Source organism: Flavobacterium limnophilum (assembly GCF_027111315.2).
Lineage (GTDB): Bacteria > Bacteroidota > Bacteroidia > Flavobacteriales > Flavobacteriaceae > Flavobacterium > Flavobacterium limnophilum.
This window is the reverse complement of sequence record NZ_CP114289.2, coordinates 1,514,333-1,531,797: the sequence shown is the minus strand read 5'-3', so window position 1 is coordinate 1,531,797 and position 17,465 is coordinate 1,514,333. Positions and strand designations below refer to the sequence as shown.

Genomic DNA, 17,465 nt, shown 5'->3' with positions numbered 1-17,465 from the left:
TGATATTGGCGAATAGTTATATTTAAAAATAATTAAATATTGTATATCAGTATCTTATGGTTTATTATTACAAGTAATAATATCATAGCTGGGCACATACATTTTGCTTTTAATAAAATCGCAAATGTTGTTTGGTTTTTCGACACCAGCCAATCCGCTTTCAAAAATAAGTTCGGCCACCCTTTCGGCCACTTTCATGGATACTTTTAGAATGTCGTTTACGTTTGGATAGATTAATCCTTTTTCAAAATCTTCTTGAGTTACCTGTTCAGCCACTGCTTCAGCTGCCGTCAGCAACATGTCGTCAGTAACTCTTTTGGCTTCGGTTGCAAAAATAGCCATTCCCAGTGCAGGGAAAATAAAGACATTGTTTCCTTGGCCGGGCGTAAATGTTTTTCCGTCGTAAAGTACTGGAGGAAAAGGGCTGCCGCTGGCAAAAATAGCCTTTCCTTTGCTCCAGATATAGGCTTGCTCTGCCGTACATTCAGAATGGGAGGTAGGGTTGGAGTAGGGGAAAATAATAGGCCGTTCGTTTACGGCACTCATGTTTTCAATTACCTGGCTGTTGAAAGCTCCTCCAACGGTACTTACACCCACGATGGCCGTTGGTTTAATTTTGAGGATTGTTTCTGCAAAATTGTCTGAAGGATCGCTGTCATGGGCAAATTGCAACTGGTGTTCGGCAAGATCTGTACGGCTTTTGACCAATAATCCATTGACGTCAAACATCCAAATTTGGTTCAATGCTTCTTCTTCGCTCAAACCGTCCCTGATGAATTTTTTAAGCAACATGTCGGCTATGCCGAATGCTGCAGCACCGGCACCCATAAACAAGAAGCGTTGGTCTTTGAACGATTTTTCCATCAATCTACTGATGGATATAAAACCGGCCGTAGCAATGGCTGCCGTTCCTTGAATATCATCATTGAACGTGCAAATGTTATCCCGATAGGAATTTAAAATACGGATGGCATCCACACCGGTAAAATCTTCCCATTGGATGCAAATTTTGGGAAAAACTTCCTGTATGGCTTCGACAAAAGCGGCCACAAAATCATCAAATTCTTTTCCCCTGATTCTTTTGCGTTTTAATCCAGGATACAGTGGGTCATCCAAAAATTCTTCATTATTGGTGCCGGCATCCAAGACGATGGGAAGCGTATATTCAGGAGGAACGCCTCCACAACTGCTGTACAGGATTAATTTTCCAATGGAAATTCCTATTCCGTTGATGCCAAGATCGCCAAGTCCCAATATTCGTCCACCATCGGTCACCACGGTAAAACGCACGTCCTTTACGGGCCAATTTCTTAGAATTTCCTTGATGTGGTCTTTCTGGTCAATCGAGATAAACAATCCCCTTGGTCGCCTTAAAATGTGACCCAATTCTTGACAGGCTTGGCCAACAGTAGGCGTGTAAACCAAGGGCAAGAATTTGGCAGGTTCACTAATAATGGTTTTGAAAAACAAGGTTTCGTTGGTCTCCAACAATTGCATCAAGTAAATGTATTTATTTATGGGCTTTTCAAAATTTTCGAGCTGTTCTTCCACCCTTAAAATCTGGGTTTCGATGGTTTCAATTTTGTCAGGCAACAATCCCTTTATTCCGTATTTTTCTCTTTCTTCATAGGTGAAAGCAGTTCCTTTATTGTAACGGGGATTGCGCAACATCGAATAACCTATATTTTCTTCCATGTGTAGTATTGTTTAAAGTCTACGTTATGTTTTTTTATAGTTAAAGTACTATTTTTTTTATGTTTTGTGGATGATAAATTTAAGAATATATTCTGTTTTACACAATGAATTTCGAGATTAATAATAGTGGAATTTCTATTGAATCCAGGAAAAAAATAATTCTATTTTCTTTATTGATTCTATTAAATAATTTCAGCCAAATTATTCATTTTTTTAAGAGCAAAGCCAGTGTTTACGCCTCTTTCAATTCAAGACAATTGCATTTTGGTTTACCAAGTTTAAGTAGATATTTTTCATTTTTCCATAAAATATCAGTAAAACAAATTATTATATACAATTGAAAATTAACAATTTAGAATCGTTTTAAGGGAAAAAAAACTGACTTTTAAAGATTTATCAATAAAAAAAATAATAAATTTACTATCCCAAATTTGTATGTCATAATTAGCAGTATCTATAATTTTAAGTTCACTATCCAGTAATTTTAAATTTAAAGAAATGATATTCATTACAACTATTTTGCGGGAGCATCCCGAATTGGCAGTTTTTTTGACATTGGCATTGGGATTTGCATTGGGATATTTAAAAATTGGTTCGTTTAAAATTGGCGTTGTTCTGGGAACATTGTTTGCTGGAGTTCTTATAGGCCAATTGGATATTGAAGTTCCTTCGCTTGTCAAAATTATATTTTTTGATTTTTTTCTTTTCTCCACGGGTTATAAAGTAGGCCCCCAATTTTTTCAAGGACTCAAGAAGAATGCTTTTCCCCAACTAATGTTGACTGTTGTTATTTGTGTTTCTTGCTTGTTCATCGCTTTTGGAGTTTCGAAAATCTTTGGTTATGACACAGGAATTGCTGCCGGATTGTTGGCAGGCGCTTTCTCGGAATCTACCCTTATAGGAACTGCATCCGAGACCATCAATAATCTTCCTATTGCCGAAATGGAGAAAACACGATTGATAAACAATATACCTGTTGCTTATTCCATAACTTATCTCATTGGCGCCACTTCTTTTGTTTTCTTTTTGACGACAATTGCGCCAAAACTTTTAAGAATTAATCTAAAAGAAGAGAGTGCAAAATTGAGCAAGACTTTAACAGGTGAAACCGAACACGAACCAGGAGTGCATACTGCCTATCAAAGATGGATTATCAGGGCGTATCAAATTACCAATAAAGAATGGATTGGACTCACCATTGCGGAATTTGAAAAGATTAACACTGATCTCGGACTAGCTATCCAGCGTTTGAGACATAATGGGGAGTTGATTGAGCCCACGCCCGACACCGTCATCAATAAAGATGACATAATGGTCATCATGGCCCAACACGGCATAATTTTGAAAGGTCTTTCAAAAACCATCGGTCCAGAAGTTTTGGACGAAGAGTTATTGAACTTTCCATTGGCAACGATGGATATTACGGTAACCAATAAAGACATTGCGGGAAAAAGCATTGGAGAAATTGGGAAACGTTTTGGCAATGGATTGATGTTGGATAAAGTGACTAGGGAGTACCACGAAATTCCTTTTAACAGTAGTACCGTTTTGCATAAAGGAGATGTTTTAAAAGTTACCGGCAAAATGATCCAATTGGAAATTGCCGCCAAAGAAATAGGGTATTTAGATCGACTAAGTTCGGAAACCGATATCGTATTTGTGGGGATAGGGATTGTTTTAGGCGGATTATTAGGACTGCTTTCAGTTACAGTTTTTGGAATTTCAATTACCTTGACTACCAGTGGAGGAGCTTTGGTCATGGGATTGATTTTTGGATGGCTGCATTCGCAAACCCCAATATTCGGAAGGATTCCAGAAGCTGCTTTATGGATATTTGACAATGTGGGGTTGGCCACTTTTATAGGGCTTGTGGGTCTAGCGGCGGGACCAAGTTTTATATCGGGTCTTCAAGCGATGGGTTACAGCATCATTTTGGCTGGATTGATGGTTGCCATAGTTCCGCATGTCATTGGACTTCTTTTTGGGCGATATGTACTCAAAATGAACCCAATAATTCTGTTGGGAGCCCAAACTGGTGCGGGAACTTCGACCATTGGACTAAAGGCAATCCAAGATGCCTCAGGCAGCAAGTTTCCTGTCTTGGGATACACTATTCCGTATGCTTTGGGAAACATACTTTTGACGGCTTGGGGGCCAATAATAGTTTCCATGATGAACTGATTTATTTTGATTTTTTAAATTAAAATTATTTAGAATAATTACTAATTAACTTTTTGAATTTCATAATTAAGCTGATTTTAATTTTTCGTGTATTATTTTTTAATGATTTTATAGTATTAATATTATTAACATTAATATATTTTTAAATGGAAACCACCAGAAAAGAACACGATTTTTTAGGCGAATTGGACATTCCCAATCATTTGTATTATGGGATTCAAACTTTCAGGGCCGTTGAAAATTTTAACATCACCGGCATTCCAATTTCAAAAGAACCTTTATTCATAAAAGCTTTGGGTTATGTCAAAAAAGGGGCGGCCATGGCAAACAGGGATTGTGGCGCATTGGATCCCAAACTAGCCGAAGCCATTTGCTATGGCAGCGACCAAGTAATTGCCGGCAAATTTGACCAAGAATTTGTAAGCGATTTGATTCAAGGTGGCGCAGGAACCTCGGTAAACATGAATGCCAATGAAGTTATTGCAAACATTGGACTGGAGTATTTAGGTCACAAAAAAGGCGAATATAAATTCCTGCATCCCAATAATCACGTAAACTGTTCCCAATCTACCAACGATGCTTATCCTTCCGCTTTCAGGATAGCGGTTTATTTAAAAATGGATCATTTTATCAAAACACTGGAAGCATTGGAAGTTGCTTTTGCCGCCAAGGGAAAAGAATTCAACAGGGTTTTAAAAATGGGGCGAACCCAATTGCAGGATGCCGTTCCCATGACTTTGGGACAAGAATTCAATTCCTACGCAACTACAATAGGAGAGGATGTAAGAAGATTAAAAGACGCACAAAGTTTATTGCTGGAAATTAATATGGGGGCAACCGCCATTGGCACCAAAGTAAATGCTCCTCAAGGGTATCCAGAACTTTGCGTGAATTATTTGGCCAAAGAAATAGGGATTCCCTTAACATTGGCGCCAGATTTAATAGAAGCCACGGTGGATACGGGTGCCTATGTCCAAATTATGGGTACGATGAAGCGAACTGCGGTCAAAGTATCCAAAATTTGCAACGATTTAAGATTGCTTAGTTCAGGTCCCAGAACTGGTTTCAATGAAATCAATTTGCCACCACGTCAACCCGGTTCTTCCATTATGCCGGGAAAAGTAAACCCGGTGATTCCCGAAGTGGTGAATCAAACCTGCTTTTATGTCATTGGCCAAGACTTGACCGTGACAATGGCTGCCGAAGCCGGGCAATTGCAACTCAACGTGATGGAGCCAGTCATTGGTTTTGCCATGTTTACTTCTTTGGATTATTTGTCAAACGCCATTCAAACCTTGATAGACAAATGTATTGTGGGCATCACCGCAAACGAGTCCCATTGCTATGATTTAGTAATGAACAGCATCGGAATCGTGACGCAATTGAATCCAATTCTGGGCTATGAAGAAAGTGCCAGTATTGCCGGAGAGGCGTTAAAAACGGGTAAAAGTGTGCATCAAATTGCCGTCGTGGAACGCCAACTGATCACCCAAGAGAAATGGGACGAAATCTATTCTTTGGAAAATTTGATTCATCCCAAATTCATCAGTTCCTAAATTTTATTATAAACCTTATAAATACAAACAAATGAAGAAAATTACAAAAAATTTATTGACAGTCTCCTTTTTTTTCTTGGTATTTTGTTCCTATGCCCAGACACGCACCGAAACGGATTTGCTTGGAGAAATTAAAGTTCCCGTCGATGCCTATTATGGTGCCCAAGCCGCCAGGGGGATGGAAAATTTCCAAATTTCGGATCAATACAACAATGATTATCCCGACTACATAAAGGCTTGGGGGATGATTAAATTGGCTTGTGCACGTGCCAATACCGAAGTGGGAGAGATGCCTGCGGCCAAGTTGAAACTTATTGAACCAGCCTGCCAGGAATTGATCAACGGGAAATATTTGGATCAATTCAGATTGGACTTGTATCAAGGAGGAGCCGGTACTTCAACCAACATGAATGCCAATGAAGTCATTGCCAACATTGCCCTTGTGAAAGCGGGACTCAAAAAAGGCGAATATTCCAAAATTTCGCCCAATGACGACCTGAACATGTCGCAATCGACCAATGACACCTATCCAACTTCATTGAAACTAACCATGATTTTGCACAACAATCGTTTGAAAGAGCAACTTGGTTTGTTGGCCAAATCTTTCCGAGCATTGGGAAACAAATATATTGACGTGGTAAAAATGGGACGTACCGAATTTCAGGATGCGGTGCCCATGACCGTTGGACAGGAATTTCATTCGTATGCCACGATGCTGGAATGGAATATTGCCAATCTGGAATTTGCCAATAAATCATTGTTGACGCTCAATATGGGTGGCACGGCCATCGGAACGGGATTGAATGCCCCAAAAGGTTACGATGTTGCCGTAATCAAGCATTTGAAACAAATTTCGGGCATCGATTTTGTCAATTCTGACGACATGATTGCCGCCACGTCCAGCTTGCACGGATTTGTGGTATATTCTTCGGCATTGAAAACTATGGCGACAACTTTGTCGAAAATTTCCAATGATTTGATCATTCTTTCTTCTGGACCAAGAAACGGTTTGTTTGAGATCAACCTTCCTGCCAGACAACCGGGTTCTTCCATCATGCCGGGAAAAGTAAATCCGGTGATGCCTGAATTGATGGCATTGGTGAGTTATCGCGTCATGGGTAATGACGTGACGGTGAACATGGCCGCTTCGGATGGCGATTTACAATTGAATGCCTACGAGCCAGTTGCCGGTTTGGCCATTTTTGAATCCCAAAAATTATTGACCAACACGATGAAGGCTTTCCGCACGCAATGTATCGACGGGATTACCGTCAACGAAAAAGTGCATGCGCATAATCTGGAAATCACCATTGGCATCGTTACGGCATTGAACCCTAAACTGGGGCATCACGTTGGCGACGAATTGGCCAAGGAAGCCCAAGCCACCGGGAAAGGAATCATCGAATTGGTTCGCGAAAAAAAATTGCTTACCGAAGCGGAAATCAGCGAAATCTTGTCTCCAGCCAACATGACGGGATTGGATAAATCAAAATACAAAAACAAATAAATTATTTAATAAACTAAAACTATAAACCATGAAAAAAATTTCTTTTTATGCCAGCAACTTTCTGGTAGTTATGTTGTTGGTTGCCAGCACTATTGTTACGGGTCAAACTAAACTTCCCAATATCGTGATTTTGGCCACGGGAGGAACTATTGCCGGAGCTGGAGCAAGTGCTACGGGTTCAGCCTACACTTCTGGACAGGTAAAAATTGATGCCATGATTGATGCCGTTCCAAACATAAGACAATTGGCTAATTTAAAAGGAGAACAAGTGGCCAATGTTGGTTCGCAAGATATGAGCGTAAAAGTATGGCTGGACGTTGCCAATCGCATCAACACCCTTCTTGCGAGCAAAGACGTTGACGGTATCGTGATTACCCACGGAACCGACACGCAAGAAGAGACTGCTTATTTTTTGAATTTGGTGGTAAAAAGCGACAAGCCTGTTGTATTAACAGGATCTATGCGTCCATCAACAGCATTAAGTGCAGAAGGTCCATTGAATTTGTATAATGCCGTGGCCGTGGCTGCGAGTCCGAAATCTAAAGGATATGGCGTGATGGTAGCAATGAACGACGAAATTCATTCTGCCCACAGCGTCAAAAAAATGATGACGACTCCCGTACAAACATTCCAATCTCCTGAAGAAGGAATGATAGGTTCTGTTGTGTTTGGAGAAGTGGATTTTTTCCATAAACCGCACGGTCTTCATACTACAAGCAGCGAATTTTCTATTGATGGAGTAAAATCATTGCCACGTGTCGACATTCTTTATGCCTGTGCCGATTCTTCTCCAGATTTGGTTGATCTTATGGTAAAAGCCGGTGCCAAAGGTATCGTAATTGCCGGTGTGGGTGACGGAAACATGAATGCCGGAACATTGGAAGCCGTTAAAAAAGCTACCAAAGCAGGCGTGGCTGTAGTAAGAGCTTCTCGCGTTCCTCTTGGAGCTGTTTTAATCAAAGGAGAAATTGTGGACGCCGATTATGGCACCGTTTCGGCCGATGAATTGAATCCACAAAAAGCCAGAATCCTTTTGATGTTGTCCCTTTTAAAAGACAGAAGCAGGGAAGATTTGCAACGGGTATTTATTGAATATTAGCATCTCAAGAAAAAGGAAACTGTTCTCAGCGGTTTCCTTTTTCCATAATCTAAATACTAACCTTTAAATTTCAGTATATGTTTTGGATAGAATTTGCCGTTCTTTTGACCATGATTCTTATTGGATCACAAATGAAAGGAATCGGGTTGGGTGTTATGGGCATGGTGGGCTTGTTTATTTTTCTTTTTGTATTCAAAATGAAACCTACCGATCCACCTCTTGACGTGATGTTGATTATAATGGCCATCGTGACCACCGCGGCCACCTTGCAGGCTTCGGGAGGACTGGATTACCTTGTTCGTTTGGCCGAAAAAATTATTCGAAGCAATCCTTCCAACATTACGTTTATAGCGCCATTCACGGTTTATTTTTTATGCTTGTTTGCAGGAACGGCCCATATCGTCTATTCCTTGTTGCCCATTATTGCCGAGGTTTCGGCCAAGAAAAGAATCCGTCCGGAACGACCATTGAGTATTTCGGTTATTGCCTCTCATTTGGCATTGACCGGAAGTCCGATGAGTGCGGCCACGGCGGCATTGGTAGTAGTCTTGGCTTATCCCGGAGCATTGGCGGATATCATGATGATTTGTATTCCTGCATGTATCATTGGATTATTGATTGGGTGTTTTTCCGTTTTTAGATATGGAGTGGAATTGAGTGAAGACCCCATTTTTATCGAAAAAATGAAAGACCCCGAGTTTGCCAAAAGTATGGAAGCTGGAGAGGAAGGGGAGGAAAAACTGTTAAAACCGGGAGCCAAAACGTCTGTTATGATATTTACCGTTGCCATTATATTAATCATTGTGGCCGGGGCTTTTCCGGGTTTGGTTCCGAGTTTTGAACCGGGAGCCAGAACTCTTGCCGTTGGTGCCAATGGTTCGCTATCGATGGTAACCATCATTAGCGTAATCACGCTCACGGCTTCGGCAGCGATGATGTTGATTACCAAAACCAGCACTGCCGACGTGACCAAGGCGAGTTTGTTTACATCAATGGCTTCTGCCGTAGTGTCTATTTTCGGCGTGGTTTGGATGAGTTCCACCTTCATGAATTCCAACAATGATTTAATACAAAAAGCGTTAGGGGGAATTGTTTCCGATTATCCTTGGACCTTTGCCATAGCGGTGTTTATCATGGGGGTTTTGATGTTCAGTCAAGCTGCCACTACCAAAACCATGATGCCGTTGGGAATAGCTTTGGGGCTTCCACCATCGGCATTGATGGCGATTTTTCCGGCCGTAAACAGTGATTTTGTATTGCCGGGTTATCCAACGCTGTTGGCGGCAATTAATTTTGACCGAACTGGAAGTACCCGAATAGGGAAATATGTGGTCAACCATAGCTTTAATTTACCCGGAATTGTTGCTATTGGTGTTGCCATAGCCGTTGGGTTTTTATTGGGTTCGTTTTTATTATAAATCTTAAATTAATTGACATGAAAAAATATTACATCTATTTGATGATTGGTTTAATGCCAATTATTGCCATTGGTCAAGACAGAGACAAACAAGCTGGAGGAGGAGGTTTGATGAATACTGATTCCATAAAATCATTGATACCGGAAGTCAGGCAAAAATTATTGAAAGACGTCGACGTGATTTTCAATACCCGTATGGGATATGACAGCCATATTTATGACGGAAGCCATGAATATTCCAATTTTGCCATGAACCAGCTTCGTTTTGAAATCAAGGGAAAAATTCACGATAAGGTTTCCTTTAGATTTAGAAATAGATATACCAGGGAGCCGATTCCGGGGAATTTGGACAACATCAGCAGATCGGTGGATTTGGCTTTTTTAAAATTTGATTTGTCGCCGAGAACCCAACTTTCATTCGGAAAATTATGTGCCGATTGGGGAGGTTATGAATTCGATTTTAATCCAATCGACATTATGGCTTATAACGATGTCATAGAATATGCCGATAATTTCTTGATGGGAGCCGGAATTGCACACTCCTTGGGAAATGGCAACCATTCCCTTTCTTTTCAGGTATTGAATTCGAGAACCAAAACCTTTGAAGAGCAGTATGGAGCATCGGCACCGCCAAACGTAAATCCTTCCGAATATCCCTTGGCATTTGTGACGAACTGGAGAGGAAAATTCTTTGGAGGCAAGTTTGAAACCACTTGGAGTTATAGTTTATTCAATGAGGCAGACGGATCGCATATGGATTATTTCGCTTTAGGAAACAAGTATAAAGCCAAGAATTTCGTGTTGTATTATGATTTTCAATACAGCAACGAAGGCTTGGACAACAAGGGAATTGTTTCCAGCATCATCAGCAGCGAATATCCTTATGCGGCACAAGATGTCCTTTATGTGGAAAACTGGTTGAGAGCCGAGTATCTAGTCGCACCTAAAGTAACCCTGCTTTTGAGTGTTTTCAACAGCAATCATTCTTGGAAAGGAAATCCGGATCCTAATGCCAGCAGCAAATTATCGACCAGTTATGGACTTATTCCAACCATAGAATACATGCCGTTCAAGGACATGAACTTGCGTTTTTTTGTTGGTTATATAGCCAGAAAATACGATTATACCAATTATGCCGAAAATGCTTTTGGTGTTAAAGATTATACCACCGGGCAATTCAGTATTGGAATTGTTGCACCTTTATTGGTGTTGTAAAAGCATTTTTTTTGACAAATAAAAAATTAAACTACCTCAAAAATGTAATTATCATTTTTGGGGTAGTTTTTTTTTGGAGAACAGTTTTCGAATTATATCCGGCCTTGCTCCATAAGGTCATAGACCAATTCCGAGAGGCGTGTTTTGCCTGATTTCTTGAGTATGTTGGCTCGATGTGCGTTGATTGTATAAAGACTAAGAAAAAGTTTTTGGGCTATTTCCTCACTACTCAAGCCTAATTCTATCAATTTGATGATTTCAAATTCACGCTTGGTGAAAACATTACCCATTTGTAAAAGTTTTTCGTCTGGGTATTGAAAATAGGATAAATCGTTTCCAGCATAATAGTGGTTTTCTTTTTTTACTTTTTTGCACCAATCCACATTGGTGTGAACTTGAAGCAAATAGACTGTTTTTGTTGGATTTTTGGAATAAAACAGATAACATTGAAAAAGAAGACACACATATTTTTCATTAATACCCTTAATCTTCAAATTTGTAGTCAACAATGAACAACCGTTTTGGGCAATAAATAATTCTTGGGCCATTTTGAATAATTGGGTTCTGGCCAAACCGTGTCTTTGAATATCATCGGGATGCGTGGCTTCAAAAAAATGATAAGGAGTAATGTTTTCAGGCTCAACCCCAATCATTTTAGAACTTCTTTTGCTTGCAAATAAAATTTTCAATTGAATAACATCACCTACAAGGAAAAATTGATTGCTTGTTTCCATTCTTTTTTCCAGTTCCGCCATCAAGGAATCATCAGGATTTATTCCAATGAAACCTGTGGGAGAATAGGTCTCAATGAATTTGTGAAACAAATTGTAGTTATGATGCGATTCCATATTGATTGATTTTAAGAGGTTAAATCTTAATCAAAGCTAATAAAAATAGTTGTTTTTAACTATTTTAAGTTCAAATTATTAAGGATATATTTACTATATAAACAAATTCTAAATAAATATGAAACAGAAATCCATGTCGATTATGTTAATCTTGACGGTCAGCCTATTGTCGATTAGCGGGTTTGGGCAAGAACCAGATCGTTCAACTCTTCCCATAAAAGAGCCGAAGCGTCAAACGTATAAAGAACTTGACGTTCGAAATGCAACCGCTCCTGCACGTTTTAATGTTACCGCCCCCAAAGGAGCTCCGAATGTGGTCGTAATTTTGATAGACGATATGGGGTTTGGGGTAACCGAAACTTTTGGAGGGGCAGTAAAGACGCCAACTATGGACAAACTGGCCAATAATGGAATCAAGTACAATCGTTTTCATACGACTTCATTATGTTCGCCAACAAGAGTAGCTTTGCTCACTGGCTATAACCATCACAGCAACAACATGGGCTGTATTGGCGAAGCAGCGACAACATTTCCCGGAAATACCTCTGTAAGACCGCAAACTATTACTCCGATGGCCGAAGTGTTAAGACAAAATGGTTACAACACCGCTGCTTTTGGGAAATACCACGAAACTCCACCTTGGGAAATATCTAATTCAGGGCCACAAGATCGTTGGCCAACCCGTTCCGGATTCGAGAAATTTTATGGTTTTATAGGAGGGGAAACCAATCAATGGGCACCGCTTATTTATGATGGAGTTACGCTAGTTGAAACCCCAGAAGACCCCAATTATCATTTCACCACCGACATGACCAATCAGGCTGTTTCGTGGGTTAGTTATCAGCAAGCTTTATCGCCTGATAAACCCTTCTTTATGTATTTTGCGCCTGGAGCCACACATGCTCCGCATCATGTGCCAAAAGAATGGATTGACAAATACAAAGGAAAATTTGATCAAGGCTGGGATAAGCTTAGAGAAGAAACTTTGGCAAGACAAATAAAACAAGGCATAGTGCCAGCGGGAACCAAATTGGCTCCAAAACCTGTGGATATCAAGGATTGGGATAAACTTTCAGCCGATGAAAGGAAATTATTTACCCGTCAGATGGAAGTATATGCCGGATTTGCAGAACAAACGGATCATGAAGTAGGAAGACTTCTTTCGTCTATCGAAAAATTGGGAGTGATGGATAACACTATCGTCATTTTTATTGCAGGCGATAATGGAGCGAGTGCCGAAGGACAAATGAATGGAATGTTTAGCGAAATGACCTATTTCAGTGGAGTTCCAGAAACCGTTCCTGATATGTTAAAGCATTATGATGAATGGGGTTCTGAAAGTACCTATCCTCACTTTGCTGCGGGTTGGGCAGTGGCAATGGACGCTCCTTTTTCTTATACCAAACAAGTGGCCTCTGATTTTGGAGGAACAAGAAACGGAATGATTATTCAATGGCCAGCAGGTTTTAAAGCAAGGGGAGAAATACGTTCCCAATTTGGACACGTCATTGACATTGCTCCAACAGTATATGAAGTATCAAAAATACCGGCTCCAAAAATGGTTAATGGGATAGAACAAGATCCAATAGAAGGCACCAGTCTGGCTTATACTTTCAACGATGCCAAAGCCAAAGAAAGACATACTGTTCAATATTTTGAAATGTTCGGAAACCGAGGCATTTATCAAGATGGTTGGTTTGCACGTACCATTCATAGACCAGCTTGGAAATTGAAACCCGCCACAACATTGCAAGATGATAAATGGGAGTTGTACAATACCAATGAAGATTTCAGTTTGGTAAAAGATTTGGCTTCAAAAAATGCAGACAAATTGAAAGCAATGCAGGAATTATTCATGCAACAAGCAGAAAAACTCCATGTGTTACCCATTGATGATCGTTTGCTAGAAAGAACCAATGCCGAATTAATGGGCAGACCAACAACTATGGGCGATAGAAATGTCGTGACTTATGGCGAAGGAATGAAAGGTATGGGTGTTGATATTTTTATTGACCTAAGAGGTAAGTCTTATACCATCACTTCCGAAGTGGCAGTAGATGCTAAAGGAAACGGAGTGATTGTATGCCAAGGTGGGCGATTTGGTGGGCTTTCTTTGTACATAAAAGACGGAAAACCGGCATTTAGCTACAATTATCTAGGATTAGAATCCACCCAGATAATTTCCCCTGAAGCACTAAAACCAGGAAACTATAAATTGGTTTATGACTTTAAATACGATGGCGGTGGAATGGGTAAAGGTGGTCTTGGTACCATTACCGTCAACGGTAAAAAGGTGATAGAAAAGAGAATCGATAAAACGCAACCGGGTATTTTCTCTGTAGATGATTTGGCAGATGTGGGTGTAGATGATGGGACACATGTCGCGGATTATGGTGCTTCATCAAAATTCAACGGAAAAATTGAATATGTAACTATCGAAAAGAAATAAAAGCCGGCAAAATAATTATCAACTATAAATTTTAAAAAAAATAAAAATGAAAACAAATTATGTATCCAAAACAGTAAAAGGACTTTTTATTCTAGCTTTAATACTGGGTGTTTCGCCATCCTTTTTTGCACAAACCGCTCCGTTGCCTACTACACTGGATCCTTCTAAAATGACTTACAACCAAATTTCGCAGAGTTTGAATTTATTTGTTTATCCTTCAAAGGGGCAAAGTCACGACAAACAAAAAGCAGATGAATTGGAATGTTACAAATGGGCGATGGAACAATCTGGTATTGACCCGATGAATGCGACCAAAACTCAAGCAGCTCCCAAACAAGAAGGCCCCACGGGTGCAGCCGTGACTGGAGCGGCAAAAGGAGCCTTGGTAGGAACAGCAATCGGTTCTGTTAGTGGTGATGCCGGAAAAGGTGCGGCTTATGGAGCCATAGCCGGTGGCGTTGCTGGAAGAAGACAAGGAAAAAAAGCACAAGAGCAACAAAACCAACAGGCACAGGCCACTGCAACAGCCACCGATCAAGCAAAAACCGATAGCTTCAAGAAAGCCTTTACGGTTTGTATTGAAGGAAAAGGATATACGATCAAATAATAAATTAAAATCCAAACTTAGAAATTCTTGTCAACCCTTTATTGGCTTCTTTCGAATTTCCTTGTTTGGATTTTTTTTGTTTCAGAATGCACATAATTAAGCAATTGAATTATAGGAATGAACCATTTTAATACCTTCTTGAAGTGGCATAAAGAAATTTAACGCAATAAATAATTACAAATGATTGACAACAAACTTTTTTTCAAACCCTTATTTTTTTCATTGATGCTTTGCCTTCTTGTTTCAAAAAATCTAATGGCTCAAGACAATGGAACAGCTGCCTCTTCACCAAACAAATGGACATTTATTGTTGAACCTTACATGATGTTTCCCAACATGAAGGGGTCTGTTGGTTTGGGCGATTTGCCGAATGTTACGGTAGATGCCGATTCCAATGCTATTTTGGGGCATCTAAAAATGGGTTTCATGTTAAATGCAGAAGCATCAACCGGCAAGTGGACAATTGGTTCTGATTTTCTTTACATGGATCTTGCGCAAGGAGTAAAACCTGGCGTTTTAATTGCAAATGGTGAATTGTCAGCCAAACAATTGGGATGGGAAGTTTCTGGTTTACATAATGTAACGCCTTGGCTCGAACTAGGATTGGGAGGGCTATTAAACTCCGTCAATTCTGGGCTTGACATCAACCAAAAAGTTATTGGTGGAGGAACTGCTTCCAAAAGCAAATCCATGACCAAAACTTGGTTTGATCCCATGCTTATTGCAAGGGTAAACAGTAAATCGGGAGAAAAAATTATATACCAGTTCCGTGGTGAAATAGGAGGGTTTGGCATTGGGTCCGATTTGGCTTGGCAAATGCAGGCCTATGCAGGGTATCGTTTTTCAAAACTTTTCCAAATCACGGCTGGTTACAGGGTGATTAGTTTGGATTATGAAACGGGTAGTGGCGGAAATCGATTCATGTATAATGTGGATACTTCTGGTTTAGTTGCCCGATTTGGTTTCAATTTTTAAATTAAAGTCCAGATTTTGGTTAGCCTGAAAATAATGAAAATCTATCCGATACACAAGGATAGAATCATTATGCAAAAATGTTCCCATCATTATAAAATATTTATTTAACTGATATAAAAAATTATGAATACAAAATATACCATTGCGTTTGTATTGTTGTCAATGACACAATTTATGTTCAGCCAATCTTCGGAAAAGCCAGCAGGAAGCAAAAGACCCAATATTGTTGTCATTCTTGGTGATGACATGGGGTATTCAGACATAGGCATGTTTGGTAGTGAAATACAAACTCCCAACTTGGACATATTGGCTTCAAGCGGAGTTCGTTTTACCAATTATTACACGCATGCCAGTTGTTCTCCTTCGAGATCAATGTTGCTGTCGGGTGTGGATACACATCTCAACGGCCTTGGAAACATGGATGAATGGACAGCTCCAAATCAGGTTGGCAAAGATGGTTATGAAGGGAACTTGAATGATAAAGTGGTCACTTTGCCACAATTATTAAAAGATTCAGGTTATCATACCTATATGGTCGGAAAATGGCATTTGGGAAAATCTCCCGACAAAATTCCTGCTGCTCGTGGTTTCGAGCGAGATTTTACCATGCTTGACGGGATGGGTAGTTACTGGGACATGACCAACATGACCGCTTTGGTACCGAACACGCTTTATACTGAAGATGGAAAGTATCTTACCAAGTTGCCTAAAAATTATTATGCAACAAGAACTTATACCGAAAAGATTATCAGTTTCATAGATGCTGATCACAAAGACGGTAAACCATTTTTTGCTTACGTAGCACATCAAGCACCTCACGATCCTTATCATCTTCCAAAGGATTGGCGCAATCGTCACATGGGACAATATGATGTTGGCTGGGACATGATTAGACAACAACGACTCAAAAAACAAAAAGAATTTGGGTATCGTGTCCGATTCGGCTAATCTAGCGGAACGTATGTGGTTTATTCCTGATTATTCCGTATTGGCACCTGCCTCAAGGGCAGTGGTTGGAAGAAAAATGGAACTTTATGCCGGCTTGATGGAGAATCTGGATTTTCATATCGGTGAATTGATTGCCCACTTGAAAGAGATTGGTGAATACGAAAACACCATTTTTATTGTATTTGGCGATAATGGAGCCGAAGGCAATGACCTTGGTGCCATGATTGCCGGTCAACCCGGCTCGCTTAATTCCTTGTTTTTTGCATCGAAATGGTCGAACAACAACGTGAATGCTTGGGGCGAACCTGGTTCGTATGTGGGCTATGGTCCGGGTTGGGCACAGGCTTCCATGACTCCTTTTAGTCAGTACAAAGGTTGGCTTGGCGAAGGAGGCGTGCGAAATGCACTTATTGTAAGTGGGCCTGTCAACAAACGAGCAAAAGGAAGTATCAACAACGGATTGATGTCAATAGCCGATATTATGCCTACACTACTTGACATCACTGGAACATCATATCCCAAAACACACAATGGCAAAGAATTGCCTCCTATGATTGGTAAATCTTGGACAAAAGTTCTAGCTGGTGAGGCTGAATCTCCTCGTAATTCAAATGATTATTTGGCTTGGGAACTTTTTGGTAATCGTGCTTTGCGCCAAGGAGACTGGAAACTGCGTTGGGAATATGCTCCTTTTGGTAAATCGGACTGGGAATTATTCAATGTGGCCAAAGATCCTTCGGAAAGAAAAGACCTCGCAGCAGCGAATCCAACCAAATTGAAAGAAATGATTGGGTTGTGGGAAGATTATGTGAAGAAAAACAATGTAATCTTGCCGAGTCGTTCTCCTTTTGAGGGCGTCTATGACGTTCTTCCTGCTAGATTCCCTGTGGATGCAGGTTATCCTCCGCTTATCAACAAGCGTCAGTACACACCTCCAGTAGAATTAATAAAAACATCAAAGTAATTAT

13 protein-coding genes are annotated in these 17,465 nt (G+C 40.2%); 11 read left to right on the top strand and 2 right to left on the bottom strand.

The genetic code is table 11. The features are described from left to right. Nucleotides 1-54: 54 nt before the first annotated feature. Nucleotides 55-1,695, bottom strand: coding sequence for an NAD-dependent malic enzyme (locus OZP13_RS06315; protein WP_281299046.1), 1,641 nt, complete (start codon nucleotides 1,693-1,695; stop codon nucleotides 55-57). A 498-nt stretch (nucleotides 1,696-2,193) separates the two neighbouring features. Here OZP13_RS06315 and aspT point away from each other — a divergent pair, with 498 nt between their 5' ends. From aspT to OZP13_RS06285, 6 genes are all read left to right on the top strand, one after another. Further along, nucleotides 2,194-3,876, top strand: a complete 1,683-nt coding sequence (aspT, locus tag OZP13_RS06310; RefSeq protein WP_281299045.1) for an aspartate-alanine antiporter — start codon at nucleotides 2,194-2,196, stop codon at nucleotides 3,874-3,876. Between the two features lie 146 nt (nucleotides 3,877-4,022). Continuing rightward, complete coding sequence (aspA, locus tag OZP13_RS06305) at nucleotides 4,023-5,432, top strand: aspartate ammonia-lyase (protein WP_281299044.1); 1,410 nt, start codon at nucleotides 4,023-4,025, stop codon at nucleotides 5,430-5,432. A gap of 31 nt (nucleotides 5,433-5,463) precedes the next feature. Next, nucleotides 5,464-6,939, top strand: a complete 1,476-nt coding sequence (locus tag OZP13_RS06300) for an aspartate ammonia-lyase (protein WP_281299043.1) — start codon at nucleotides 5,464-5,466, stop codon at nucleotides 6,937-6,939. 28 nt (nucleotides 6,940-6,967) lie between these two features. Continuing rightward, nucleotides 6,968-8,038: a type II asparaginase gene (locus OZP13_RS06295; protein WP_281299042.1), complete on the top strand. Its 1,071-nt coding sequence runs from the start codon at nucleotides 6,968-6,970 to the stop codon at nucleotides 8,036-8,038. 77 nt (nucleotides 8,039-8,115) lie between these two features. After that, nucleotides 8,116-9,456, top strand: coding sequence for an anaerobic C4-dicarboxylate transporter family protein (locus OZP13_RS06290; protein ID WP_281299041.1), 1,341 nt, complete (start codon nucleotides 8,116-8,118; stop codon nucleotides 9,454-9,456). A gap of 17 nt (nucleotides 9,457-9,473) precedes the next feature. Further along, entirely contained in the window at nucleotides 9,474-10,670 is a 1,197-nt protein-coding gene (locus OZP13_RS06285) for a porin (RefSeq protein ID WP_281299040.1), read from the top strand. Nucleotides 10,671-10,762: 92 nt separating this feature from the next. Here the strand turns inward: OZP13_RS06285 and OZP13_RS06280 are convergent, their stop codons facing one another. Next, complete coding sequence (locus OZP13_RS06280; protein ID WP_281299039.1) at nucleotides 10,763-11,518, bottom strand: response regulator transcription factor; 756 nt, start codon at nucleotides 11,516-11,518, stop codon at nucleotides 10,763-10,765. 118 nt (nucleotides 11,519-11,636) lie between these two features. On the opposite strand from OZP13_RS06280, the gene OZP13_RS06275 reads away from it, so the two are divergent. The 5 genes from OZP13_RS06275 to OZP13_RS06255 all read left to right on the top strand — a co-directional run bounded on the left by OZP13_RS06275 (nucleotide 11,637) and on the right by OZP13_RS06255 (nucleotide 17,461). After that, nucleotides 11,637-13,967, top strand: a complete 2,331-nt coding sequence (locus OZP13_RS06275) for an arylsulfatase (protein ID WP_281299038.1) — start codon at nucleotides 11,637-11,639, stop codon at nucleotides 13,965-13,967. Nucleotides 13,968-14,013: 46 nt separating this feature from the next. Next, on the top strand, nucleotides 14,014-14,574 hold the full coding sequence (locus OZP13_RS06270; protein ID WP_281299037.1) for a glycine zipper domain-containing protein: 561 nt from the start codon (nucleotides 14,014-14,016) through the stop codon (nucleotides 14,572-14,574). A 180-nt stretch (nucleotides 14,575-14,754) separates the two neighbouring features. Continuing rightward, nucleotides 14,755-15,549 (top strand): hypothetical protein, encoded by a 795-nt coding sequence (locus OZP13_RS06265; protein ID WP_281299036.1) that lies wholly within the window; start codon nucleotides 14,755-14,757, stop codon nucleotides 15,547-15,549. A gap of 123 nt (nucleotides 15,550-15,672) precedes the next feature. Continuing rightward, the gene (locus OZP13_RS06260) at nucleotides 15,673-16,497 is read left to right on the top strand and encodes a sulfatase-like hydrolase/transferase (protein WP_281299035.1); all 825 of its coding nucleotides are present in this window, start codon (nucleotides 15,673-15,675) and stop codon (nucleotides 16,495-16,497) included. After that, a complete protein-coding gene (locus OZP13_RS06255) occupies nucleotides 16,481-17,461 on the top strand; it encodes a sulfatase-like hydrolase/transferase (RefSeq protein ID WP_281299034.1) in 981 nt (326 codons plus the stop codon). The genes OZP13_RS06260 and OZP13_RS06255 overlap by 17 nt, the downstream gene beginning before the upstream one ends. Nucleotides 17,462-17,465: the final 4 nt, after the last annotated feature.